Annotated in this window: 20 protein-coding genes; 6 read left to right on the plus strand and 14 right to left on the minus strand. The window is 69.5% G+C overall.

The genetic code is table 11. The features are described from left to right. Positions 1–426: transposase (locus J2852_RS09735; protein WP_209874546.1), on the plus strand; the 426-nt coding region annotated here is incomplete at its 5' end. 249 nt (positions 427–675) lie between these two features. On the opposite strand, the gene mmoC is transcribed toward J2852_RS09735, so the two are convergent. After that, the gene (gene mmoC / locus J2852_RS09740; RefSeq protein ID WP_209874549.1) at positions 676–1710 is read right to left on the minus strand and encodes an aromatic/alkene monooxygenase hydroxylase FAD-binding subunit MmoC; all 1035 of its coding nucleotides are present in this window, start codon (positions 1708–1710) and stop codon (positions 676–678) included. Between the two features lie 80 nt (positions 1711–1790). Beyond that, the gene (gene hcp, locus J2852_RS09745) at positions 1791–3458 is read right to left on the minus strand and encodes a hydroxylamine reductase (protein WP_209874551.1); all 1668 of its coding nucleotides are present in this window, start codon (positions 3456–3458) and stop codon (positions 1791–1793) included. A 135-nt stretch (positions 3459–3593) separates the two neighbouring features. Here hcp and J2852_RS09750 point away from each other — a divergent pair, with 135 nt between their 5' ends. The 3 genes from J2852_RS09750 (at position 3594) to J2852_RS09760 (ending at position 8221) form a co-directional block, all read left to right on the plus strand. Beyond that, positions 3594–4112, plus strand: coding sequence for a hypothetical protein (locus J2852_RS09750; RefSeq protein ID WP_209874554.1), 519 nt, complete (start codon positions 3594–3596; stop codon positions 4110–4112). A 132-nt stretch (positions 4113–4244) separates the two neighbouring features. After that, a complete protein-coding gene (locus J2852_RS09755) occupies positions 4245–7376 on the plus strand; it encodes a DEAD/DEAH box helicase (RefSeq protein ID WP_209874557.1) in 3132 nt (1043 codons plus the stop codon). A 29-nt stretch (positions 7377–7405) separates the two neighbouring features. After that, positions 7406–8221, plus strand: a complete 816-nt coding sequence (locus J2852_RS09760; protein WP_209874560.1) for an SWIM zinc finger family protein — start codon at positions 7406–7408, stop codon at positions 8219–8221. Between the two features lie 78 nt (positions 8222–8299). Here J2852_RS09760 and adhE read toward each other — a convergent pair whose 3' ends face one another. Beyond that, positions 8300–10963 carry a bifunctional acetaldehyde-CoA/alcohol dehydrogenase gene (adhE, locus tag J2852_RS09765; protein ID WP_209874562.1) on the minus strand — a complete coding sequence of 888 codons (2664 nt, stop codon included), beginning with the start codon at positions 10961–10963 and terminating at the stop codon, positions 8300–8302. Positions 10964–11357: 394 nt separating this feature from the next. On the opposite strand from adhE, the gene J2852_RS09770 reads away from it, so the two are divergent. After that, positions 11358–12194 (plus strand): SIS domain-containing protein, encoded by an 837-nt coding sequence (locus J2852_RS09770; protein WP_209874565.1) that lies wholly within the window; start codon positions 11358–11360, stop codon positions 12192–12194. 4 nt (positions 12195–12198) lie between these two features. Here J2852_RS09770 and J2852_RS09775 read toward each other — a convergent pair whose 3' ends face one another. The 6 genes from J2852_RS09775 to aptA all read right to left on the minus strand — a co-directional run bounded on the left by J2852_RS09775 (position 12199) and on the right by aptA (position 18630). Continuing rightward, positions 12199–12828 (minus strand): carbonic anhydrase, encoded by a 630-nt coding sequence (locus J2852_RS09775; protein ID WP_209874567.1) that lies wholly within the window; start codon positions 12826–12828, stop codon positions 12199–12201. Positions 12829–12889: 61 nt separating this feature from the next. Beyond that, positions 12890–13414, minus strand: coding sequence for a gluconokinase (locus J2852_RS09780; protein ID WP_209874570.1), 525 nt, complete (start codon positions 13412–13414; stop codon positions 12890–12892). A 16-nt stretch (positions 13415–13430) separates the two neighbouring features. Further along, positions 13431–13565, minus strand: coding sequence for a GntT/GntP/DsdX family permease (locus tag J2852_RS32325; protein WP_425514363.1), 135 nt, complete (start codon positions 13563–13565; stop codon positions 13431–13433). Beyond that, on the minus strand, positions 13562–15388 hold the full coding sequence (gene edd, locus J2852_RS09785; RefSeq protein WP_209874577.1) for a phosphogluconate dehydratase: 1827 nt from the start codon (positions 15386–15388) through the stop codon (positions 13562–13564). Before edd ends, J2852_RS32325 begins: the two co-directional genes overlap by 4 nt. 294 nt (positions 15389–15682) lie before the next feature. After that, the gene (gndA, locus tag J2852_RS09790; protein ID WP_209874580.1) at positions 15683–17098 is read right to left on the minus strand and encodes an NADP-dependent phosphogluconate dehydrogenase; all 1416 of its coding nucleotides are present in this window, start codon (positions 17096–17098) and stop codon (positions 15683–15685) included. 170 nt (positions 17099–17268) lie between these two features. After that, positions 17269–18630, minus strand: a complete 1362-nt coding sequence (gene aptA / locus J2852_RS09795; RefSeq protein WP_209874582.1) for an omega-aminotransferase AptA — start codon at positions 18628–18630, stop codon at positions 17269–17271. A 112-nt stretch (positions 18631–18742) separates the two neighbouring features. Here aptA and J2852_RS09800 point away from each other — a divergent pair, with 112 nt between their 5' ends. Then, positions 18743–19672, plus strand: coding sequence for a LysR family transcriptional regulator (locus J2852_RS09800; RefSeq protein ID WP_209874585.1), 930 nt, complete (start codon positions 18743–18745; stop codon positions 19670–19672). A gap of 155 nt (positions 19673–19827) precedes the next feature. On the opposite strand, the gene J2852_RS09805 is transcribed toward J2852_RS09800, so the two are convergent. Genes J2852_RS09805 through J2852_RS09825 form a run of 5 tightly spaced genes read right to left on the minus strand, consistent with a single transcriptional unit; the run spans position 19828 to position 24991 of the window. Then, positions 19828–21090 (minus strand): Zn-dependent hydrolase, encoded by a 1263-nt coding sequence (locus tag J2852_RS09805; protein ID WP_209874588.1) that lies wholly within the window; start codon positions 21088–21090, stop codon positions 19828–19830. 27 nt (positions 21091–21117) lie between these two features. After that, positions 21118–22119, minus strand: coding sequence for an ABC transporter ATP-binding protein (locus J2852_RS09810; protein ID WP_209874590.1), 1002 nt, complete (start codon positions 22117–22119; stop codon positions 21118–21120). Then, complete coding sequence (locus tag J2852_RS09815) at positions 22112–23134, minus strand: ABC transporter ATP-binding protein (RefSeq protein WP_343206713.1); 1023 nt, start codon at positions 23132–23134, stop codon at positions 22112–22114. The genes J2852_RS09810 and J2852_RS09815 overlap by 8 nt, the downstream gene beginning before the upstream one ends. Further along, entirely contained in the window at positions 23131–24024 is an 894-nt protein-coding gene (locus J2852_RS09820; protein WP_209874593.1) for an ABC transporter permease, read from the minus strand. The genes J2852_RS09815 and J2852_RS09820 overlap by 4 nt, the downstream gene beginning before the upstream one ends. A gap of 13 nt (positions 24025–24037) precedes the next feature. Further along, positions 24038–24991 carry an ABC transporter permease gene (locus J2852_RS09825; protein WP_209874596.1) on the minus strand — a complete coding sequence of 318 codons (954 nt, stop codon included), beginning with the start codon at positions 24989–24991 and terminating at the stop codon, positions 24038–24040. Positions 24992–25137 lie beyond the last annotated feature (146 nt).

The following is a 25137-nucleotide window of genomic DNA, read 5'->3' on the forward strand; positions in this document are numbered from 1 at the left end:
CTGGAGTTCGTGTCCTGGAAGGAGCGCAAGGCGGTGGCCGCGGCGCTGAAGGCCATTTACCGGGCCACCGATGCCGACGCCGGCGAGCGGGCCCTGGAGGCGTTCGCCGCCGGCCCCTGGGGCGGCAAGTACCCGGCCATCGCCATGGCGTGGCGGCGGAACTGGGCGGCGGTGATCCCGTTCTTCGCCTTCGCCGATGACGTCCGCCGGATCGTGTACACGACAAACGCCATCGAGGCACTGAACGCCAAGCTGCGCCGTGCCGTGCGCACCCGCGGCCACTTTCCGACCGACGAGAGCGCCATGAAGCGGCTGTATCTGGTGTTGAACCTGGCGACCAAAGACTGGAAGATGCCACCACGCGAATGGGGCATGGCCCGCGCTCAACTCGCCATCCTCTTCGAGGACCGGTTCACGCTCGCCTGATCTCAACCGGCCCGTACACGGAATTCCTGACAGTCCCCCATCCATGAGGGGCCCAGCGCCGCTCCGCCGTTTCGCTCCGTTCCAGGGGCGCCACACGATCGCCTCGATGGTCCGGCGCGGGTTTTGCCCTGCGGACGGCACTCCTTTCAACGGATGCAGAAACTCCCGCTCCGCGTCCGTCAGAACCCCAACTCGGCGCTCAACTGACATCCCCATATATTGGGCAGCAATCTCAAGCACTAACAGGCTCTAGCTCGGCAGGAAACGCTCGCTGAACAGGTGGTCGGCGGGAACGTCGTGGTCGCGCGCGGCGGCTTCCGCCGCGTCGATCAGAGCCGGCGGCCCGCACAGGTAGATGTCCGGCGCGGTTTTCGCGTCCGCCAGATCACGGCGCAGCGCGTCCACCGGCGTGCCGGCGAACCCGGTCCAGCCGGCGCCCGGCTTCCACACGCAGGGCACGACCGTCAGCTTGGGCAATTCGGCCTTCAGTCGCTCCAGCTCATCGAGCGCGAACAGTTCGGCCTCCACGCTGACGCCGAAATAGAGGCGGGCTTCCTGCGGTTCCTGCCATTCGGCCATGCGGCGCAGCATGGACAGCATCGGCGCCAGCCCCGTGCCGCCGGCCACGAACCAGCGCGGGCGCAGGCCGCGTTCCTGCAAGGTGAAGCTGCCCTGCGGTCCGCGCACCGACAGGATTTGCCCCGGCCGTGCCTCGTGCTCCAGCCAGTGCGAGAAGCGTCCGCCCGGTTGCAGGCGGATCAGGAATTCCAGGTGCCCCAGCCAGTTCGCTGTATTAGACAGCGAATAAGCGCGGCGCACGCCGGTGCCGGGGATCTCCAGCTCCATGTACTGGCCGGCCTCGAACTCGGCCGCGTTGCCGTTGTCCTCGTCGGGCACGAGACTGATAAGCAGCCGCACCGTGCGCTCACCGACCAACGCCCGCTCGACGATCTCGGCCTGACGCTCGGCCACCGGGCCGGACAGGATGTGGGAGCGGTCGAAGGGGGCTGCGATGGACAGGTCGCCGCGCGGGAAGGTCCGGCACAGCAGCACCTCGCGGGCATTGGCGGCCTCGGCGGGCAGAGCCGACGCGCTGTGTCCGGCCAGATGATAATCGCCTTCGCTGGCGGTGGCGCGGCAGGCGCCGCAGCCGCCCTCGCGGCAATGGCCGGGCAGCGTCAGGTTGGCCTTCGCGGCGGCGGCGACCACCGATTCGGTCTCGTCGCAGGGAAAGCTCACCCGCTCGCCGTCGCGGGTGACCAGATCGATGGTGTGGGTCGTCATGACATCCCGTTTGGAAAGGAGAAAGTCCCCTCTCCCCAACCAAAAGAATGGGCGAGAGAGGGGACTGAGATCGACAACCGTTACGCCGCGCGGTTCAGGGCGTTGGCGATGTCGGCCTCGGCGGTCGAGATCGGGCGGATGCCGAAGGTTTCGACCAGCTGGTCCAGCACCGCCGGGGTGATGAAGGCCGGCAGGGTGGGGCCCAGGTGGATGTTCTTGATGCCCAGCGCCAGCAGCGTCAGCAGCACGGCGGCCGCCTTCTGCTCGAACCAGGACACGATCAGCGACAGCGGCAGGTCGTTCACCTCGCAGCCGAAGGCGTCGGCCAGCGCGCCGGCGATGCGGATGGCGGAGTAGCTGTCGTTGCACTGGCCGATGTCCAGCAGGCGCGGGATGCCGCCGATGGCGCCGAAGTCGTGTTGGTTGAAGCGGTACTTGTTGCAGCCCAGCGTCAGCACCACCGTGTCGTTCGGCGCCCCGGTGGCGAAGTCGGTGTAGTAGTTGCGGCCCGGCGCCGCGCCGTCGCAGCCGCCGATCAGGAAGAAGTGCTTGATCGCACCGCCCTTGACCGCCTCGATCACCTTATCGGCCACGCCCAGCACGGCGTCACCGCCGAAGCCGACCAGGATCGTCTTCTCCTCCGCCGCGTCGTCCTTGAAGCCGGGCAGGGCCAGCGCCGCGTCGACCAGCGGGCCGAAGGCGTGGTGTTCCAGATGGCGCACGCCGGGCCAGCCCACCGGGCCGGTGGTGAAGATGCGCTGGCGGTAGCGCGGGTTCGGCTCGATGATGCAGTTCGACGTCATCAGAATCGGGCCGGGGAATTCGGCAAAGTCGCGCTGCTGGTCCTGCCACGCGCCGCCCCAGTTGCCGGCCAGATGCGGGTAGGCCTTCAGCGTCGGATAGCCGTGGGCCGGCAGCATCTCGCCGTGGGTGTAGATGTTGATGCCCTTGCCCTCGGTCAGCTTCAGCAGGGCTTCCAGGTCGCCCAGGTCGTGGCCGCTGACCAGGATGGCCTTGCCTTTGATCGGGGTGACGCGTACCGGCGTCGGCGTCGGCGTGCCGAAGCGGCCGGTGTTGGCGGAATCCAGCAGCTCCATGACCTTCAGGTTCAGGCGGCCGAGGCCCAGCGCCTGCTCCAGCAGGGCGCCCGCGTCCTTCGGCTCGTTGGCCAGGAAGTCCAGCGCGTCGGCCACGCCGGCGAACACCTCCTCGCTCGCCCCGCCCAGCACATAGGCGTGGTGGGCGTAGGCCGCGACACCCTTCAGACCGTAGAGGATCAGCGCACGCAGGCCGACGATGTCCTCGCCCACCTCGGTCTGACCGGCGGTGACCGGCACCTCGGCGGCCTGGGCCTGGAGGCCCTCCATGTCGGCGGCGGGCTGCCACAGGGCGGGGCCGGACAGCGTTTCGACGGCGGCGCTCTTATCGCGGGCGGTGGTCTCGTACAGCGCCTTGACGCGGTCGCGGGTCTGGGCGGCCTCGTTCAGCAGGCCGACGAAGCGGGTGGCGTTGAAGTTCACGTTCGTCAGCGTCGTGAACAGGGCGTACAGCACGAAGGCGTCGGCCTCGCGGTCGGCGGCGCCCAGCGCGCGGGCGCGGCGGCTGTACTGGGCGATGCCCTTCACCGCGTGGACCAGCAGGTCCTGCAGGTCGGCCGTGGTCGCGTCCTTGCCGCACATGCCCTTGGCGGTGGCGCAACCGGCGCTGGAATCGGTGCGCGCGGTCTGTTCACACTGATAGCAAAACATCAAACCCCCCGGACATTTGAACGAATGACCGGACAATATTCGGACAATTCCGCCTCTCACTTGACCGCGGTCAAGTGGTTCCGATCCCCATATCAATCCCCCATATCATCCGCGGAACCGGCCAAGCAGGGCATCATGACCGCCAGGACCATCATCGCCGTCACCCGTCCACCGCCGCTGTGGCCGTCGCAGATCGCGCACTGCCGGAGGATGATGCGCGACCTCGGCGCGCCGGCCATCCTGATCGAAGGCCAGTTGATGGACACGCCCTTCGGACCCCGGATTGCCGCCACCATGGACGTTCCACCGGACATGGGGCCGGTCGCGCTGTCCGCCCATCCGGCCTACCGCCCGGCCATGCGCGACGCCGCCGGCATGGTCACCTACGCGCGCATGGTGGCGCTCAACGCCAGCGGCGTCGGTCCCCTCGCCGCCACCCGCGAACCGGAGGATGTCGTCTGGCAGGTTGTCGTCGTTCCGGCCGGCGTGGCGCTGATCGCCCGGACCGAGAGCGCCGATTTCGGCCCCTTTCTCCTGCTGGAGGACGGTCTCGACGCGGCGCTCGGAGCGCTGGTCGGGCGGCAGCTGGAGTTCGCCGGCATCACCGTGGGCGACCCGCCGGCCGCCGCCCCGCCGCCCGCGACCCGGATGTGAACCGCGCCCGGCAGGCCGTTGGCCGGCGGTGTGGATGGCCGGCGGTCTCTTGCGGGAGTATGGTCGCGCTTACGAAAGCGTGCGCCCGACCGGGCGTGATGCCTTTGGTCTTTGAGAACGCGGGTACGGTGCATGGCGACCTTTGTGCACGCTGCCTTTTGGAACGACGCGCTGTGGCTGTGGGGCGAGACGGCCCCGACCAACGCGGTGCCGCTGCGCCGGCGCAAGGGCAGGGCGCAGGCCGCCAAACGTCCTCGGCCCGATCCGAACCCCTACGACGCCGGAGCCGACGCGCTGGCGGAGGCGCTGTGGGCGCTCGGCCTCGACACCGCCGCCACGGTTGGAAGCGTGACGCTGTGGCTGCCCTCGGCGGGCGGTCGGCCGGTCGCTTCAAGCCCGATCATCGATCTCGACCGGGACGAGGGGGTTCCGGCGGCTCTGACGGCGTGGGAGACCTCGGCCCTTGCCCTGACGCCGGGGGAGGCGATTGCGGTGCTTGCGCGGGTTTCGGCGGACGAGCCCCTGGCGCCCAGCCTGTTCGCGGGGGCGGATCTGGCCTGCTGGGCGGCGGCGTTGCGGTTTGCCGGGGCGTTGGTCGCACGCGGGCGCGTGCTGCCGGATCTCGTGCGGAAAGACGGGCGCGCCTTCGCCCGCTGGCGCCCGGCTTATCTCGGCCGCGACGCACAGGTCTTGGCCCGGCTGGTCCAGGCCATGCCGGACGCGGCGCGGGCCGCCGGGGAGGGCGGGACGCCCCCTGACGCCGCGCCCACGGCGGTGCTGTCGGACTTCCTCGCCTGGATCGCCGACGCCATGATCCGCGAGGATGCGGCGCTGGCTCTCCGGCTGGCGGGGGCGAGCGTGGACGACCGCTGGCTCGCCGCGCTGACCGGCCCGAAGGCCGAGGTGACGGGCGATCCCGCCGCGCTCGACGAGCTGGCGCGGCGGCTTGCAGAGTGGCGGCGCCCGGTCGCGGTGATCGCTGCCAGCCCCGTCCGCCTCTGCTTCCGGCTGGAGGAACCGGCACCCGATCCGGATGCGGAGGAGGGTGTCGCCGTCTCCGTCCCGGATGGCGCCTGGACGGTCCGCTACCTGCTGCAATCGCACGAGGACCCAAGCCTGCTGGTGCCGGTCCCCGACGCCTGGGCGGCGCGCGCGCGCGGCGCGGCCGGGCGCCGGCTGAAAGGCTTTCCGGCCGGCGGCGGCCTGCGGGAGTTCCTGCTGCTGTCCTTCGCGCAGGCCGGTCGGCTCAGCCCGGAAATCGAGGCCAGCCTGCGGCACGGCGTGCCCGCCGGCTTCGACACCGACGCGGGCGGCGCGGTGGACTTCCTGACGCGCACCGCCCCCGCGCTGGAGCAGGCCGGCTTCGGCGTGCTGCTGCCCGCCTGGTGGGCCGGCCGGGGCACGAAGACGCGCATCGCCACGCGGGTCAAGCTGCGCGCGCCCAAGATGCAGGGCGGCGGCGGGCTGACGCTGGAGGACATGGTCGCATTCGACTGGCGGGTGGCGCTCGGCGGCCAGACCCTGTCGGCGCGGGATCTGGCGGCGCTGGCGCGGCTGAAGACACCGCTGGTGCGCGTGCGCGGGCAATGGGTCCTGCTCGACGCCGCCGAGATCAAGGCGGCGGCCGAACGGCTGCGGCGGCGCGGGCAGGAAATGGCGGCGCGCGACGTGGTCCGCATGGCGCTCGGTGGAGCGCTGGGCGGCAGCCCGGACATGAGGGTGGACGGCATCGACGTGGAGGGCTGGATCCGCGACCTGCTGGACCGGCTGACCGGCGCGCGGCCCTTCGACGAGCTGCCGGTGCCGCCGGGCGTCGCGGCGACCCTGCGCCCCTACCAGCGGCGCGGCTTCTCCTGGCTGGCCTTCCTGCGGCGCTGGGGGCTGGGCGCCTGCCTCGCCGACGACATGGGCCTGGGCAAGACCGTGCAGACGCTGACCCTGCTCCAGCGCGAGAAGGACGCGTCGGAGGAGGAGGGGCGGGCGCGCCCGACCACGCTGCTGGTCTGCCCGACCTCCGTCGTCGCCAACTGGAAGCGGGAGGCGGCGCGCTTCACCCCCGATCTGGCCGTCATGATCCACCACGGGGCCGGGCGCACGCGCACCGGCGCCGCGCTGCGCCGCGACTGCAAGGCGCACGATCTGGTGGTGACCAGCTACACCCTGCTGCAACGCGACGCCGCCATGCTCAGCGCCGTGCCCTGGGCCGGGGTGATCCTGGACGAGGCGCAGAACATCAAGAATTCGGAGACCAAGCAGGCCAAGGCCGCCCGCGCCATGCCCGCCGGCTTCCGCGTGGCGCTGACCGGCACGCCGGTGGAGAACAACGTCGGCGACCTGTGGTCGGTGATGGAATTCCTGAACCCCGGATTCCTCGGCACGGCGGCGGCCTTCAAGCGCGACTATTTCATGCCGATCCAGACGCGCCGCGACCCGGACGCCGTCGCCCGGCTGAAGTCGCTGACGGCCCCCTTCGTGCTGCGCCGGCTGAAGACCGACCGGGCCATCATCGACGACCTGCCGGACAAGCAGGAGATGAAGGTCTTCTGCACCCTGACCAGGGAGCAGGCCTCCCTCTACGCCGCCGTGGTCGAGGAGTCCCTGCGCGAGCTGGAAGAGGCCGGCGGCATCCGGCGCAAGGGCCTCGTCCTCGCCACGCTCGCCAAGCTGAAGCAGGTGTGCAACCACCCGGCCCAGTTCCTCGGCGACCGGTCGGCGACGGATGGGCGGTCGGGCAAGCTGAACCGCCTGACCGAGATGCTGGAGGAGGTGCTGTCGGTCGGCGAGCGGGCTCTGGTCTTCACCCAGTTCACGGAAATGGGCGACATTATCAAGCCGCACCTTCAGGACCGCTTCGGGCGCGAGGTGCTGTTCCTGCACGGCGGCGTGCCCAAGCCGGCGCGCGACCGCATGGTGGAGCGATTTCAGGCGGCGGACGGGCCGCCCATCTTCCTGCTGTCGCTGAAGGCGGGCGGCACCGGCCTGACGCTGACGGCGGCGAACCACGTCTTCCATGTGGACCGCTGGTGGAACCCGGCGGTGGAGAATCAGGCGACCGACCGCGCCTTCCGCATCGGCCAAACGCGCAACGTGCAGGTCCACAAGTTCGTCTGCGCCGGCACGCTGGAGGAGAAGATCGACGAGATGATCGAATCCAAGAAGGCCGTCGCCGAGGCGGTGGTCGGCGCGGGCGAGGACTGGCTGACCGAATTGGGCACCGACGCCCTGCGCGACCTGTTCGCCCTGCGCGAGGACGCGGTCGCCTGAGGGATGACGCCGGACGGGAGGAGAGGGGCATGGGCTACGAGGACTTCCATCGCTACCAGCCCCGGCGGGAGGCCAAGGGGGGCATCAAGGCGCAGAGCCGGCGCGGCGCCTTCGCCGAAAACTGGTGGGGCCGGCGCTGGATCGAGGTGCTGGACTCCTTCGACATCGGCGAGCGGCTGACGCGCGGGCGCACCTACGCGCGCAAGGGGCAGGTGCTGGACCTGACCGTGGCGCCGGGCAAGGTGACGGCGAAGGTCCAGGGATCCCGCCCGTCGCCCTACTGCGTGACCATCACCATCGCGCCCATCGCCGACGCCAAATGGGCGGCCATCGCCACGCGCCTGTCGAAGGACGCCTGGAGTGCGGCCCGCCTGATCGCCGGAGAGATGCCGGACACACTGGAGGACCGCTTCCGCGACGCCGGGGCGCCGCTGTTCCCGCAACGGCTGCGCGATCTGGAGACCGCCTGTTCCTGCCCGGACTGGTCGAACCCCTGCAAGCATGTGGCGGCGGTCTATTACCTGCTGGCCGAGCGCTTCGACCGCGACCCGTTCCTGCTGTTCCGCCTGCGCGGCCGGGACCGCGCGGCCTTCCTGGCGATGCTTGGCGACATCGGCGGAAGCGAAGCGCCGGAGCCCGAGGCGCCGGTGCCGCCCAAGCCTCTGTCCACGGAGGCGGGGGCCTTCTGGCGGGGGCGGCCCCTTCCCCCGGACCTGCTCGGCGGGCTGGAGGTGACCGCCTCCGTGCCGCTGGCGGCGACGCTCGGCCCGCTCCCGTTCTGGCGGGGCGAGGCGAACTTCGTGGAGGCGGTCACGGCGGCCCTGGCCCTCACTGGAACAAAGTGAGTGCCGGAAAAAGCCGGGGCGTGCCGCGAGCCGAAGCCCACGGCACGCCCCGGCGGTCGTTCGCCGGTTGCCCGGCGGTCACTCGGCGGCTTCGGGCTTCTTGCGGACCGCTTCCAAATGGACCGGAGCGGTCTCGCGCAGCGACGGTTCGACGTAGGCGCGGCCGTAGTAGCTGTCGAGGAGCAGTTGCTTGATCTCGGCGACCAGCGGGAAGCGCGGGTTGGCGCCGGTGCACTGGTCGTCGAAGGCAGCCTCGGCGATGGCATCGACCTTGGCCAGGAAGTCCGCCTCCGGCACGCCGGCCGCCTGGATCGACGACGGGATGTCCAGCGTGGCCTTCAGATCCTCCACCCAGGCGATCAGCTTTTCGACCCGCTCGTGGTCGCGGCTGCCGTCCAGGCTCAGGCGCCGGGCGATCTCGGCGTAGCGCGCGACGCTCTTGGGCCGGTCGTACTGGCTGAAGGCGGTCTGCTTGGTCGGCACGTCCACCGCGTTGTAGCGGATCACGTTGGCGATCAGCAGCGCGTTGGCGAGGCCGTGCGCCAGATGGAACTCCGCCCCCAGCTTGTGCGCCATGGAGTGGCAGACGCCGAGGAAGGCGTTGGCGAAGGCGATGCCGGCGAGGCTCGCCGCGTTGTGCACCTGCTCGCGCGCCTTCGGATCGCGGGCGCCGTTCCGGTAGGCGGACGGCAGATGCTCCTTCAGCAGCTTCAGGGCCTGCAACGCCTGCCCGTCGCTGTATTCGTTCGCCAGGACCGAGGCGTAGGCCTCCAGCGCGTGCGTCACCGCGTCGATGCCGCCCGCCGCCGTCAGCGGTTTGGGCATGTCCATGACGAGGTTGGCGTCGATGATCGCCATGTTCGGCGTCAGCTCATAGTCGGCGATGGGGTACTTGATCCCGGTGCGCTCGTCCGTGACCACCGCGAAGGGCGTCACCTCCGAGCCGGTGCCCGAGGTGGTCGGCACCGCCACGAACTGCGCCTTCACCCCCAGCTTGGGGAAGGTGTAGATGCGCTTGCGGATGTCCATGAAGCGTAGCGCCAGATCCTCGAACGCCACGTCCGGCGCCTCGTACATCACCCACATGATCTTGGCCGCGTCCATGGGCGAGCCGCCGCCCAGCGCCAGGATCACGTCCGGCTGGAAGGCGTTGGCGAGCGCCAGCCCCCGGCGCACGACGGCCAGCGTCGGGTCGGCGTTGACCTCGAAGAAGGTTTCCACCTCCAGCCCGAGGGATTTGAGGATGCGCACCGTCTCGGCGACGTGGCCGTTCTCGAACAGGAAGCGGTCGGTGACGATCAGGCAGCGCTTCCTGCCGCGCAGCTCCTCCAGCGCGAAGGGCAGGCAGCCCCGGCGGAAGTAGATGGATTTCGGCAGCTTGTGCCACAGCATGTTCTCGGCCCGCTTCGCCACGGTCTTGCGGTTCAGCAGGTGCTGCGGCCCGACATTCTCGGAGATCGAGTTGCCGCCCCACGAGCCGCAGCCCAGCGTCAGCGACGGCGCGAGGCGGAAGTTGTAGAGGTCGCCGATGCCGCCCTGGGAGGAGGGCGTGTCGATCAGGATGCGCGCCGTCTTCATGCGGTCGCCGAAGATGCGGATGCGCTCGGCCTGCTGGTCCTGGTCGGTGTAGAGGGCCGAGGTGTGGCCGATGCCGCCGAGCGCTACGAGATCCGCCGCCTTGTCGCAGGCGTCCATGAAGTCCCGGGCGCGGTAGAGCGCCAGCGTCGGCGACAGCTTTTCGTGCGCGAAGGGCTCGTCGCAGGTGGTGTCGGTCACCTCGGCGATCAGCACCTTGGTGTTGGCGGGCACGGTGACGCCGGCCATCTCGGCGATGGCGCGGGCGGACTGGCCGACAATGGCGGAATTGAGGGAGCCTTCCGTCAGCAGGACCTTGCGCACCGCGTCGGCCTCCCCGGCCGAGAGGATGTAGCCGCCGTGGTGGGCGAAACGGTCGCGCACCGCGTCGTAGACCGCGTCCACGACGATGGCCGACTGTTCCGACGCGCAGACCACGCCGTTGTCGAAGGTCTTGGACATCAGGATGGAGGCGACGGCCCGCTTGATGTCCGCGAACTCGTCGATCACCGCCGGGGTGTTGCCGGCGCCGACGCCGATGGCCGGCTTGCCCGACGAATAGGCCGCCCGCACCATGCCCGGCCCGCCGGTGGCGAGGATCAGGTTGATGTCCGGGTGGCGCATGACGGCGTTCGACAGTTCCAGCGAGGGTTCGTCGATCCAGCCGATGATGTCCGGCGGCGCCCCGGCCTCGACGGCGGCGGCCAGCACGAGGCGGGCGGCCTCGCAGGTCGCCTTGCGGGCGCGCGGATGGGGCGAGAAGACGATGCCGTTGCGCGTCTTCAGGCTGATCAGGGCCTTGAAGATGGCGGTGGAGGTCGGGTTGGTGGTGGGGACGATGGCGCAGATCAGGCCGACCGGCTCGGCGATCGTCATGATGCCGTATTCGGGATCCTCTTCGAGGATGCCGCAGGTCTTCTCGTCCTTGTACTTGTTGTAGATGTACTCGGACGCGAAGTGGTTCTTGATGACCTTGTCCTCCATGACGCCCATGCGGGTTTCCTCGACCGCCAGCTTGGCGAGCGGAATGCGGGCGTTGGCGGCGGCCAGGGCCGCGCTACGAAAGATGCGGTCGACCTTGTCCTGCGAAAAGTCCGAGAAGGCCTTCTGGGCTTCCTTCACGCGGGCGATGAGGGCGTCGAGGTCGGCGAGTGTGGTGACTGTCATAGCCGTTGCTCACTTTTACTGACGGGGCGCGCGAGCGCGATCCATTGCAGGGCGCCTCATGGGTGACGCGGTGTTTTGAAATACCCGCCAGAGGGGCGTTTTGGTTCCAACAACGAATGCGGGAAAAGCCGGTCGGACGTCGCGAAGCGCGCTTTGTAGTGATGCTCTGTAGGAAAACTACATAACATGAGGCGGAAGGACGCGCAAGGGCGCGGCCGCAGCCCGCGCCGCCGTTTTGCGCGAAAGAGGTGTGACAAACTGTCGTTGGTTCGCGATCAAGCCCAGTCGGGTCTTTTCCGGGCATGCCGGCCATCCCGCGTCCGCATCAGTCGTTCTGTAGAAAAGCTACATGTGGTAGGCTTGCGCGTACATCCGAAAGGGAGAGGAAAGGTCCATGCTGACCAGGATCGAGGCGTTGCGCGACCAGTTCCGACCCTCGGAACGCAAGCTGGCCGAGTATGTGCTGGCTCAACCGGGCGAGGTCATCAACCTGCACATGGCCGATCTGGCGAAGCGCGTCGGGGTCAGCGAACCGACGATCGCGCGTTTCTGCGCCACGCTGGGATGCAGCGGGTTCCGGGAGTTCAAGATCAAGCTGGCACAGAACATCGCCGGGGGCATGCCGTTCATTCACCAGGACGTCCGTCCGGACGACGGCGCCGACGCTATCATAGGGAAGCTCGCCGACCGGACCATCGCCACCTTGATGAAGGTCCGCAGCAACCTGTCGGCCAGCGCCGTGGAGGGCGCCGCCGACCTGATGGCGCGGGCGCGCCGCATCGAATTCTACGGGGCGGGAAACTCCGGCATCGTCGCGCAGGACATCCAGCACAAGTTCTTCCGCCTCGGCATCCCGACCGTCGCCTACATCGACCCGCACGTCTACAACATGTCGGCCCTGACCCTGGGGCGCGGCGACGTGGTGGTGGCGGTGTCGAACTCCGGCCGGGCCCGCGACATCATCGAAAGCGCGGAGAACGCCCTGTCCGTCGGGGCGTCGGTGATCGCGCTGACTTGCTCCGGCTCCCCGCTGGCACGGCTCGCCACGGTGGCGCTGCTGTCGGACGTGTCAGAGGATGCCGACATCTTCGTGCCGATGACCTCGCGCATCGCCCATCTGCTGATCGGCGACATCCTGACCGTCGCGGTGGCCCTGCGCAAAGGCGAGCCGTTGCAGGAGCGGCTGGAGCGCAACAAGCAGGCAGTCCGCCAGCGCCGGATGGTCGGCTGACGGGCTACCCGATCCGCGAAAAGGATCCGGCCTCCTCGTCGAGCGCCCACAGCTCGCCAGTCTTTAGGTCGAACCACCAGGCGTGCAGCGTGAGGTCGCCCGAGGCGACCCGTTCGCGCACCCAGGGGAAGCTACGGAGGTTCTTCAGCGACACCTTCAGCGCCGCCTGCTCCGTCGCGCGCTCCGCCTCGGCCTCGTTCGGCTCCGCGCCGGCCTGCTCGAAGGCCTCGCCGGCGATGGAGACCCAGGGGGAGATGAACTCGCGCCCCGCTTGGATGCCGTTCCGCAGCGCGCGCAAGGCCCGCATGCCGCCGCAGCCGGAATGGCCCAGGATGATGGTGTGGCGGACCTGAAGGTCGCGCACCGCGAATTCCAGTGCCGCACTGGTGCCGTGATACTGACTGTCCGGCTGGTAGGGCGGCACGAGGTTCGCCACATTGCGCACCACGAACAGCTCGCCCGGCTGGGTGTTGAGCAGCAGGGCCGGATCGACGCGGGAATCCGAACAGGCGATCATCAGCACCTCCGGGTGCTGGCCCTCCTTCACCAGCGCCTCGTAGAGCGCCGGCCGCTGCTCGAAATAGGTGGCGCGGAACGCCCGGAAGCCCGCGATCAGGTTCTCCGTACCCGACATGATTTCTCTCCCCCAGAAAAAGCTCCGCGGGTTGGACCCACGGACGGACAAGGACAGTGATTCAGCCGGCGAGCGCGGCGCCTTCCGCCGAGCGCGCCTTCAGCTGGGCGAGCAGCGTGTCGACGATCACCTCCAAGGGGGGCGACACGTCGATGACGATGGCGTCGGCTGGCTCCTCCAGCGCTTCGATCTGGCTTTGCAGCAGGTTCGGGTTCATGTAGTGGCCGCTGCGCGCCTTCAGCCGCTCGGCGATCAGCTCCTTCGAGCCCTTGAGATAGACGAAGATCACGTCGCCGTCCGACGACAGCACGTCGCGATAGGCCTGCTTCAGCGCCGAGCAGGCGATGATGCTGCTTTCACCGGCCGCGCTCCAGCCGTCCAAGGCGGCACGGATCGCCGTCAGCCAGGGGCCGCGGTCCTCGTCGTTCAGCGGGATTCCGGCGCGCATCTTTTCGACGTTCTCGGCCGGGTGGAAGCTGTCCGCGTCGGCGAAGCGGCACCCCAAGCGCTGGGCCAACGCCTCACCCACGGAGGTCTTGCCGGACCCGCAGACACCCATGAGGATGATGTGCAGAACAGCGTTCATGGTGGGAGGGCTCTCCTCAGGCGGACGGTGCCAGGATCGTTTCCATCGCGGTCCAGGTTTTCAAGGTCTGCGGTACCGTCATGTTGCAATATTCCTTGGTCGGCCGGAAAGAGGCGTTGTCGTTTGGGTTCGGCGCGCGGCGGCGGATCAGTTTCCAAAGGTGGTGGCGCCTTCCTCGGCGGAAAGAGCGATGCCGCGCAGACCGTTGAAGAGGGACCGGCCAAGGCTGCCGGCCAAGTCATCGGTTGGCGGAAGCGCTGGAACGGCCGCGCGGGCGGCCCATTCGGCCTCAGGCACCAACGCCTCGACGGTGCCGGCGTTGGCGTCCAGGCGGATCAGGTCGCCGGTGCGCAGACGGCCGATGGGACCGCCACCCAAGGCTTCCGGCGACATGTGGATGACCGCGGGGACCTTGCCCGACGCGCCGGACATGCGCCCATCGGTAAGCAGGGCCACCTTGAAGCCTTCGTCTTGAAGCGCGCCGAGCACCGGTGTCAGGCGGTGCAGTTCCGGCATGCCGTTGGCACGCGGCCCCTGGAAGCGGATGACGGCGACGAAGTTACGGTGCAACTCGCCCGCCTTGTGCGCGGCGACCAGCTGCTCCTGCGTGTCGAAGACGATGGCCGGAGCCTCAATCACGCGATGCTCGGGCTTCACCGCCGATATCTTGGTGACGCCACGGCCGATGTTGCCCCGGATCAGGCGCAGGCCGCCATCGGGCGCGAAGGGTTCGGCGACGCTCCGCAGCACGGTGGCGTCGAGGCTGGCGGCCGGGCTGTCGCGCCAGATCAGCGCGTTGTCTTGAAGCACGGGCTCGCGCCGGTAATGGTGCAGCCCTTCGCCGGCCACGGTGGTCACGTCCGGGTGCAGCAGGCCGGCGGCGAGCAGCTCGCCGATCAGGAAGGCCATGCCCCCGGCGGCGTGGAAGTGGTTCACGTCGGCCTTGCCGTTGGGGTAAACGCTGGCGAGCAGCGGCACGACCTTCGACAGGTCGTCGAAGTCGTCCCAGGTGATGCGGATGCCCGCCGCCGCCGCCATGGCGACGAGGTGGATGGTGTGGTTGGTCGAACCGCCGGTCGCCATCAGGGCGGCGATGCCGTTCACCACCGCACGCTCGTCCACCACTTGGGAAATCGGCGTGTAGGACGGGCCGTTGGCGGTGAGGGACAGCGCGCGCCGCGCCGCTTCCGCCGTCAGGGCGTCGCGCAGGGGCGTGTTCGGGTGGACGAAGGCGGCGCCAGGCAGGTGCAGGCCCATCACCTCCATCAGCATCTGGTTGGAATTGGCGGTGCCGTAGAAGGTGCAGGTGCCGGCGCCATGATAGGCTCTGGCCTCGACGTCGAGCAGCGCCTCCCGGTCGGCCTTGCCGGTGGCGAAGAGCTGGCGGACCTTCGATTTCTCGTCGTTGGAGATGCCGGTCATCATCGGCCCGGCCGGGACGAGGATCACCGGCAGATGGCCGAAGTGCAGCGCCCCGATCACGAGGCCGGGGACGATCTTGTCGCACACGCCCAGCATCACGGCGGCGTCGAACATGTTGTGCGACAGGGCGACCGCCGTGCCCATGGCGATCACGTCGCGGCTTAGCAGCGACAGCTCCATGCCGGGGTTGCCCTGGGTGACGCCGTCGCACATGGCCGGCACGCCGCCCGCTACCTGCGCCACCGCCCCGACTTCCCGCGCCGCCGTCTTGATGATGGCGGGATAGCCTTCATAGGGCTGGTGCGCCGACAGCATGTCGTTGAACGCGGTGACGATGCCCAGGTTGGCGTGGGCGCCACCGCGCAGGCGCAGCTTGTCCGTCGTCGGCGCCGCCGCGAAGGCGTGGGCCAGATTGGCGCAGGACAGGCCGCTGCGCGCCGGATGGGCGGCCGCCGCGCGGCGCGTGCGCTCCAGATAGGCGGCGCGCGTGTCGCGGCTGCGCGCGCGGATGCGCTCGGTGACCTCGACAAGCCGTGGGTGCAGATCGCTCATGACGCGTTCCAGCCATTTTAAAAGGTAGCCTAACTACGCTACGCCTCCGCGTCGGCCGATGCAATGGCGCCAGTTGGGTGGTTGTGTGGCCGTATGACGCCATTCTGAGCAATGTCCATCGGCGGCGAACGGCATCTTGTGGAATTCGTTATCATGTAGTTCAACAACGCAAACCGGCCGCGGCAGGGCACCCTTCCCGGTCGTCACCCGGAAAGGGCGCATGGGTTCTGCGGCGGGTGCCGGATGTTTGGGAGCGGACTGGGAGGGGGCCGCGAACGTCCGTTCAGGCGTCCCTTATCGGACCCATTGAGTGTGGGCCATGCCGGGGCGGTCGGTTCGTTCGTAGCCGTGGGCGCCGAAGAAGTCGCGTTGCGCCTGGATCATGTTGGCCCACAGCCGTTCGCTGCGGTAGCCGTCCCAGTAGGCGAGGGCGGAAGCCATGGCCGGCACGGGCTGTCCGGCGGCGACCGCCGCGCCCACCGTCCGGCGCCATCCGGCCTCGCCCTCCGCCAGCAGGGCGGTGATGGCGGGGTCGAACATCAGGTTGGGCAGGTCCGGCGCGCGTCGCAGCGCGTCGAGGATGCGGTCCACCAGCCGGGCGCGGATGATGCAGCCGCCCCGCCACACCGACGCGACCGCCGCCAGATCGACGTCCCAGCCGAACTGGCGGCTGCCGGCGGCGATGACCGCGAAGCCCTGGGCGTAAATGGCAATCCGGCCGCACAGCAGCGCGTCGCCGACCCCGGCGGCAAAGGCGTCCGGGTCGGCCACGGCGGGCGCAGGCGGGGCCGGGAAGGCGGCGGCGGCGCGCACGCGCTCGTCCTTCAGGGCGGACAGGCAGCGGGCGTGCACCGCCTCCGCGATGGTCGGGGCGGGCATGCCCAGTTGCATGGCGGTGGTCGTCGCCCAATGGCCGGTGCCCTTCTGGCCGGCGGCGTCACGGATGACCTCCAGGATCGGCGCGCCGGTCTCGGGGTCGGAGGTCCGCAGGATGTCGGCGGTGATCTCCATGAGGTAGGAGGCCAGCTCGCCCCCGTTCCAGGCCGCGAAACGGTCGGCCAGCTGCTCGTAGGAGAAGCCGCCGAGGTGGCGCAGCAGGTGATAGCCCTCGGCGATCAGCTGCATGTCGGCATATTCGATGCCGTTGTGGATCATCTTCACGAAATGGCCGGCGCCGTCCGGGCCGATGCGCGCGAAGCAAGGTTCTCCGTCACCGGCCCGCGCGGCGATGGCGCGCAGCAGGGGGGCGACGCGCTCGATTCCCTCCACCGTGCCGCCGGCCATCAGCGCCGGGCCGTGCCGCGCCCCCTCCTCGCCGCCGGACACGCCCAGGCCGACGAAGTGGATGCCGGACTCCGCCGTCAGGCGGGCGCGGCGGCGCGTGTCGTCGTAATGGGAATTGCCACCATCGATCACCACATCGCCGGCCGCCAGACCGGGCAGCAGGATGGCCAGCAGCGCGTCCACCGCCGGCCCGGCCGGCACCATCATCAGGATGACGCGCGGCGTCTTCAGCACGGACAGCACGTCTTCCGGCGCGGCGCAGGGTACGGCACCCGGCACGGCGGCGGCGAAGGCGGCCCGGCGGTCGGCATCGAGATCGTAGCCGGCCACCACCGCCCCATGATCGGCCAGATTGGCGGCGAGGTTGCGCCCCATCACGCCGAGCCCCACAACCGCGATGTCGGCCCCGGAGTTTGCCTGAACCATTCGGAGTCTCCATTCCCTGATTGCCGGCCCTGATTGCTGGATAAACCCCGCGCCGTGCGCCGGGGTTTCAGGTGGGAAGGAGGAATAGCGGTTCGCGCAAGGTTGTGCCAGCCCCCTGCCGCCGAGGGGAGGCGGCGGCAGGGCCGGTGCGTCCGGGGTCCCGGAAGGCGTCAGGCGACGGACTGGATGGCGTCGGCGACGGCGTTCATCAGCCGGTCGAGATCCTCGCGCTCGCTGATGAAATGCGGGCCGAATTGCAGCGTGTCGCCGCCGTAGCGGACGTAGAAGCCGGCCTCCCAGCACTTCATGGCAATCTCGTAGGGCCGGCGCGCCGGCTCACCCGGCAGGGCTTCGATCTGCACAGCACCAGCCAGACCGTAGTTGCGGATGTCCGTGACGTGGCGGAGCCCCTTCAGCCCGTGCAGGACTGTCTCGAAATGCGGGGCGAGTGCCGCCGCCTTGTCGGCCAGCTTCTCCCGCTCGAACAGGTCCAGCGCGGCGAGGCCGGCGGCGCAGGCCACGGGGTGGGCGGAGTAGGTGTAGCCGTGCGGGAACTCCACCAGATACTCCGGCCCGCCGTTCTCCATGAAGGTCTTGTAAATCTCCCGGCTGGCGATGACGGCGCCCATCGGCATCGCGCCGTTGGTCAGGCCCTTGGCGACGTTCATGATGTCGGGCACCACGCCGAAGGCGTCGGCGCCGAAGGCCGCGCCCATGCGGCCGAAGCCGGTGATGACCTCGTCGAAGATCAGCAGAATGTTGTGCTTGTCGCAGATCGCCCGCAGCCGCTGCAGATAGCCCTTCGGCGGCGGCAGCACGCCGGCCGAGCCGGCGAGCGGTTCGACGATCACGGCGGCGATGTTGGACGCGTCGTGCAGCGCCACCAGTTCCTCAAGCGCGTCGGCCAGCTCGGCGCCCTGCTCCGGCAGGCCCTTGGTGAAGGCGTTCTGCGGCAGCAGCGTGTGCGGCAGATGGTCGGCGTCCACGCCCGTGCCGAACAGCTTGCGGTTGCCGCCGATGCCGCCCAGGCTGATGCCGCCGAAATTGACGCCGTGATAGCCCTTGGACCGGCCGATCAGCTTGGTCTTGGCCGGCTGCCCCTTCAGGCGCCAGTAGGCGCGCGCCATCTTCAGCGACGTGTCGGTCGCCTCCGAGCCGGAGTTCACGAAGAAGACATGGTCCAGACCGGCCGGCGTCATCGAGGACAGCTTGTGCGCCAGCTTGAAGGAGGCCGGGTGGCCGAACTGGAAGCCGGGGCTGTAGTCGAGTTCGCCGATCTGGCGGGCGACGGCCTCGCTGATCTCGCGGCGGCTGTGGCCGGCACCGCTGCACCACAGGCCCGACAGGCTGTCATAGATCTTGCGGCCTTGCGCGTCCCAGTACCAGGCGCCCTCGCCGCGCACGATCATGCGCGGGTTCGCCTTGAACTCCCGGTTCGCGGTGAAGGGCATCCAGTGGGCGTCCAGCTCCTCGCGGGTCAGCCCGGCGGCGCGGTCGTTTCCCTGGGCTTGCTTCTCGTCCAACGGGCTCATCCGGAAATCTCCTGGTGCGTGGCGGCCTCTTTAAGAAAGAAGTGTGCCCCGGCGTTCGGTTGCGCTTAAATCCAAACCATCAAAACTTCACGCAAGCGATTGCTTACCTATCATGAGCAAGCAGCCCCGCCCGCTGACCGGAGTGAACGACGCCGACATCCGCCTGTTGCGCGTCTTCAAAACGGTGGTGGAGTGCGAAGGTTTCTCCGCCGCGGAGGTGGAGCTGAACATCAGCCGCGCCGCCATCAGCCTGCACATGGCGGATCTGGAACGGCGGCTGGGCCTGCGCCTGTGCCGGCGCGGCCGGGCGGGCTTCCTGCTGACGGATGAAGGGCGGCTGGCCTATGAGGCGACGCTGCGTCTGCTCGCCGGGCTGGAGAGTTTCCGCAGCGAGATCAACGCGGCGCACCGGCGCCTGCGCGGCGAACTGAACATCGGGATCACCGACAACCTCGTGACGATGCCGCAGATGCGCGTCACCAACGCGCTGCGCGGGCTGAAGCAGCAGGGGCCGGAGGTGCGCGTGAACATCCGCATGATCCCGCCCAACGAGATCGAGCGGGGCGTGCTCGACGGACGGCTGCATGTCGGGGTGGTACCGACCCGGCGCGTCCTGCCCGGTCTGGAGCGCTTCACGCTCTACGAGGAGGAGTCACGCCTCTACTGCGGCCAGAAGCATCCCCTGTTCGACGCCGCACCCGACGCGGTGACGCGCGCGGCGGTGGAGGCCGCCGACGCCGTCGCTCCCGCCCAGGCGGAGCAGGCGCCGGAGGCGGCCGGCATCCAGCAACGGCTGAACACCACCGCCACCGCCACCGACCGGGAGGGCGTCGCCTTCCTGATCCTGACCGGCTGCTATGTGGGCTTCCTGCCGACCCACTACGCCCGCCAATGGGTGGAGCGCGGGGCTATGCGCGCCCTGCTGCCGGACAGCTATCGGTACGCCCAGAACTTCCACACCGTCACCAAGAAGGGCGCCCAGCCCAATCTGGTGCTGGAGCGGTTCTTGAGCCTGCTGAAAGGGACTGAGGGGGGCGGCTAAGTCCCTCTCCCCTTGTGGGAGAGGGGTTGGGGTGAGGGGGTGTTACGGCCGGTAGGCCGGAAAAGTGTCTGAGTCGCATGTGCGGCTTCGCCGCATACCCCTCATCCCAACCCTTCTCCCACAAGGGGAGAAGGGCTTTGCATCGAAGCCCGTTCTTAGCGAGAAGAACCGGCCGACACCGACGCTTTTTCCAGCACGGCGTGCAGCAGAACCTCGCAGCCGGCGGCGGCCCATTCGGGGGTGGTGTGCTCAATCTCGTTGTGGCTGATGCCGTCCACGCAGGGGATGAACACCATCGCCGTGGGCGTCACCTTGGCGACGTAGCAGGCGTCGTGCCCGGCGCCCGACACCATGTCGCGCGCCGAATGCCCGGTTCGCTCGACGCCGCGCCGGACGGCGGCGACGCAGGATTCCTCGAAGCGGACCGGCGCGTAATAGAAGATCTGCTCCAGTTCGGATTCCAGTTTCGTGTCCGCCGCGATGCGCGCCACCTCGGCTCGCAACTCCGCGTCCATGGCGGCCAGCACGGCATCGTCGGGGTGGCGGAAATCCACCGTGAAGAAGACACGGCCGGGGATGACGTTGCGCGAGTTGGGGTGGATCTGCATCAGCCCCACCGTGGCGCAGGCCCCCGGCTGGTGCTTCAGGCCGATGCGGTTCACCGCCTCCACCACGCGGGCGGCACCCAGCAGGGCGTCCTTGCGCCGCTCCATGGGGGTGGGGCCGGCGTGCGCCTCCTGGCCCGTCAGCGTGATCTCGTACCAGCGCTGGCCCTGCGCGTCGGTGACGACGCCGATGGTCTTGCCTTCGGCCTCAAGGATCGGGCCCTGCTCGATGTGGGCCTCGAAATAGGCGGTCAGGGGACGGCCGCCGACCGGCGCGTCGCCCGCGTAGCCGATGCGCGCCAGTTCCTCGCCCATGGTCTTGCCGTCCAGGTCGGCGCGCGACAGGCCGTAATCGAGGTCGAATTCCCCGGCGAAGACGCCGGAGGCGACCATGGACGGGGCGAAGCGGGTGCCCTCCTCGTTGGTCCAGACGGCGACCTCGACCGGCGCGTCGGTCTCGTAGTTCAGGTCGTTCAGGCTGCGGATGACCTCCAGCCCGGCGAGCACGCCGTAGACGCCGTCGAACTTGCCGCCCGTCGGCTGGGTGTCGAGATGGCTGCCCGTCAGCACCGGGGCCAAGCTGTCGTCACGCCCGGCCCGGCGGGCGAAGATGTTGCCGATGCGGTCGATGGTGATGGTGCAGCCGGCCTCCCGGCACCAGCGCACGAACAGGTCGCGGCCCTGCTTGTCCAGGTCGGTCAGGGCGATGCGGCAGACGCCGCCCTTCGGCGTGGCGCCGATCTGCGCCATCTCCATGAGGCTCTGCCACAGGCGCGAGCCGTTGATCGTAAGGTTGGGCGGAAGAGTGTCCATGGGGGGATAAGTCCCTTTGGAATCGGGTCAGACGGGAGCGGCGGCGGGAACGCGAGCGCGCACGCAACGCGCCATGCGGCCGGGTTCCAGCCACGTTTCGGAGGGCGGGGCGGCGGTGCAGTGCGCGTCCGCGTGCGGGCAGCGCGGCGCGTAGGCGCAGCCGGATGGCAGGTTGGTCAGATCGGGCGGCGCGCCGGGAATGGCTTCCAGCGCGTGGCCGCGCATGTTGCCGTGAACGGTGGAGGCGAGCAGGCCCGCCGTGTAAGGATGCTGCGGGTCCTTCAGCACCTGGCGCGCGGTGCCCAGTTCGACGAAGCGCCCGGCGTACATCACGGCGACGCGGTCGGCGGTTTCCGCCGCCACGCCGATGTCGTGCGTGACCAGGATGACCGCCATGTCCAGCTCCGCCTGCAACTGGCGCAGCAGCAGCAGGATCTGCATCTGCACCGTGGCGTCGAGCGCGGTGGTCGGCTCGTCCGCCAGCAGCAGGGCGGGATTGCAGCTGAGCGCCAGCGCGATCATCGCGCGCTGGCGCATGCCGCCGGACATCTCGTGCGGGTAGGCCTTCAGGCGGCGCTTGGCCGAGGGGATCTGCACCCGCTCCAGCAGGTCGAGCGCGCGGCGCTCCGCGTCCGCGAAGGCGATGCCCTCGTGCCGGACGATGGTCTCGGCGATCTGGTGGCCGATGGTGTAGACGGGGTCGAGCGCCAGCATCGGCTCCTGAAAGACCATGGAGATGGCCTTGCCGCGCAGTTTCTCCATGCGCCGCTCTGGCACCGCGTAGACGTCCTCGCCGTTCAGCAGGACCTTGCCGGCGATGCGGCTGCGCCGTTCGGGAAGCAGGCGCATCAGCGCGCGCAACGTGACGCTCTTGCCCGAGCCGGATTCGCCCAGCAGGCACAGCACCTCGCCGCGCTTCAGGTCGAAATCCACGCCGTTGATGGCGCTGGCCGTGCCGCGCTCCGTCTTGAAGGAGACGGTCAGGCCGGAGACGGACAGCAGGGGAGCGCTCTGGGTCTGGTCAGGCATGGGCGGCCTCGTGCAGGTGGCAGGCCACGACATGGCCGCCGCCGAGATCGACGGGCGCCGGCTCGCGCTCCGCGCACACGGCCGTGGCGTGCGGGCAGCGGGTGCGGAAGCGGCAGCCGGACGGCGGGTTGATCGGGTTGGGCGGGTCGCCCTGGAGCGGTGCGGCGCTGGTGCGCGCGTCCGGGTCCATGGACAGGCGGGCGGAGAACAGCGCGCGGGTGTAGGGGTGGGCGGGCCGTCCATAGATGGCCTCGACCGGGCCGACCTCCGCCACCTTGCCCAGATACATCACCAGCACGCGGTCGGCGATGTAGTGCACCACGTTCAAGTCGTGGGAGATGAAGATGTAGGTGAGGTCGAGCTGCCGCTTCAGCTCCACCAGCAGGTTCAGCACCTGCGCCTCGACCGACTTGTCGAGCGCCGACACCGCCTCGTCCAGGATGACGAGGCGCGGGCGCAGCGCCAGGGCGCGGGCGATGTTCACGCGCTGGCGCTGGCCGCCCGACAGTTCGTGCGGGTAGCGGCCGAGGAAGCTCGTGGGGTCCAGCCCGACGCGGCCGAGAAGGTCGCCCGCGACCTCCATGGCGTCGCGCCGCGACACGCCGTGCACCATCGGCGCGAAGGCGAGGCTGTCGGCGATGGTCAGGCGCGGGTTGAGCGAGGCGTAGCTGTCCTGAAAGACCATCTGCACGCGTCGGCGCAGGTCGCGCAGGGACAGGCCCAGGCGGGTGCCGACCGCCTCGCCGTCGAAGGTCAGGGAACCGCTGTCCGGTTCGATCAGGCGCATCAGCAGCCGGGCGGTGGTGGACTTGCCGCAGCCGGACTCGCCGACCACGCCCAGCGTTTCCCCCTTGGCGACGGCAAAGCTGACGCCGTCCACGGCGCGGGCGACCGGCTTCGGGCCGATCAGGCCGCCGCGCACGGGGAAATGCTTGGTCAGGTCGCGCACCTCCAGCAGGGGCTGGTGCGGCCCGCCGACGTCGGCGACGGGGTCGAGACGATGCAGAGCCGTCACAGCTTCACCTCCATGGCGGTGCGCAGCCCGTCGCTGGCGAGATTGCAGCAGATCGAGGTCAGGAAGATCAGGGCGCCCGGCAGCACCGCCACCCAGGGCTGGACGTAGATGGCCTGGCGCAGCGTGTTCAGCATCAGCCCCCATTCCGCCTGCGGCGGCTCGACGCCGAGGCCGAGGAAGCTGAGGCCCGAGGCCAGGATGATGCTGACGCTGATCAGGCTGGAGGCGTAGACGAAGATCGGCCCCAGCACGTTGGGCAGCAGATGCACGCGGATGATCGTGAAGCTCCCGGCACCCGAGGCGCGGGCGGCGTCCACGAAATCCATGCCGCGCACTTGGGTCGTCACCGTCTCGGCGATGCGGGCCAGCGGAGGCACGAAGACGATGGTCAGCGCGACGATGGCGTTGGTCAGGCCCGAGCCCAGCGCGCCGGAGATGGCCACCGCCAGCAGCACCGAAGGGAAGGCGTAGAGCACGTCGATGGTGCGCATGATCGCCATGTTCAGCCGCCCGCCGAAGAAGCCGGCGACGATGCCCAGCAGGCCGCCGATGACCAGCGCGTTCAGCACCGGCAGGATGCCCATGACCAGCGACATCCGCCCGCCGTACAGAAGGCGGGTCAGCATGTCGCGGCCCAGCTCGTCCGTGCCCAGCGGGTGGTTGGGGGTGCCGATGGGCTTCAGGCGGCGGATCATGCTGGCCTTGTAGGGATCGGCCGGGGCCAGCACGTCGGCGAAGATCGCCGACAGCACGATCAGCAGCAGAACCGCCAGACAGCCCATGGTGACCGGGTCGCGCAGCAGGCGGCGGCCCACCTTGCTCCAGTAGCCGGGCGAGCGGGCGGCCCTGGGGCGTTCCAGCGACGAAGGTTTGATGGCCGTTGCGTCCATGGGAATCCTCCGGTCAGGAACGGCGCATGCGGGGATCGAGCGCGGCTTGCGCGATGTCCACCAGCAGGTTCAGCAGCACGAAGAAGAGGCCCAGCATCAGGATGGTGCCCTGAAGCAGCGGCAGGTCGCGCTTGAAGATCGCCTCGTTCAGCAGGAAACCGGTGCCGGGCCAGGAGAAGACCGTCTCGATCAGGATCGAGCCGCCCAGCAGATAGCCGAACTGAAGGCCCAGCACGGAGACCACGGTCGGGGCGACGTTGCGCACCACATGGCGCAGCACCGGCCCGCGCCCCAGCCCCTTGGCGCGCAGCGCCTGCACGAACTCTTGCTGCAGCACCTCGGCCACCGTGGCGCGGACGGAGCGGGCGACGATGCCCATGGGGATCACCGACATGGTCAGCACGGGCAGCACGGCGTGGGCCAGATGCGCGCCGGTGAAGCCCCAGCCCGTGGCGCCGCCCGGCGCCATGCCCATGGCCGGCAGCAGGTTCAGCTCCACCGCCATGACGATCACCAGCACCATGCCGAGCCAGTAGTGCGGCACACTCACCCCGATCAGGGTCAGCAGCGTGGCGAGGCGGTCGATGAACCCACCCCGGTGCCAGCCGGCCAGCGCACCCAGCAGGATGCCCGACGTGAAGCCGACGATGGCGGCGCCGACCGAGAGGATCAGCGTGTTGCCCAGCGCGCGCCCCAGATCGGCGATCACCGGCCGCCCGGTCGCCACCGACTGCCCCAGGTCGCCGGACAGCACGTGGCCCAGATAGATGACGTACTGCACCGGCAACGGCTGGTCGAAGCCGTAGGAGCGGCGAAGCTGCTCCACCACCTCGGCCGGGGCGTCGGGTCCGACGACGGCGTTCAGCGGGTCGCCCGGCGCGATGTGGACCAGCGCGAACACCAGCAGCGTCACGCCAAGCGCGATGGGCACGATGTAGAGGATGCGGCGCAGGATGTAGGCGAACATGACGGGACTCCGATGATCGTTGCCCCCCTCCCCCGCCCAGCGGGGAAGGGCTATCGCATCTGGCCGTTGAAGCTGCTTTCCGCGCGAAAACACCTTTCCATCGTCATTCCCGCGAAGGCGGGAATCCAGGGCACCACAAGTGCCTC

Source organism: Azospirillum soli, assembly GCF_017876165.1.
GTDB classification, from domain to species: domain Bacteria; phylum Pseudomonadota; class Alphaproteobacteria; order Azospirillales; family Azospirillaceae; genus Azospirillum; species Azospirillum soli.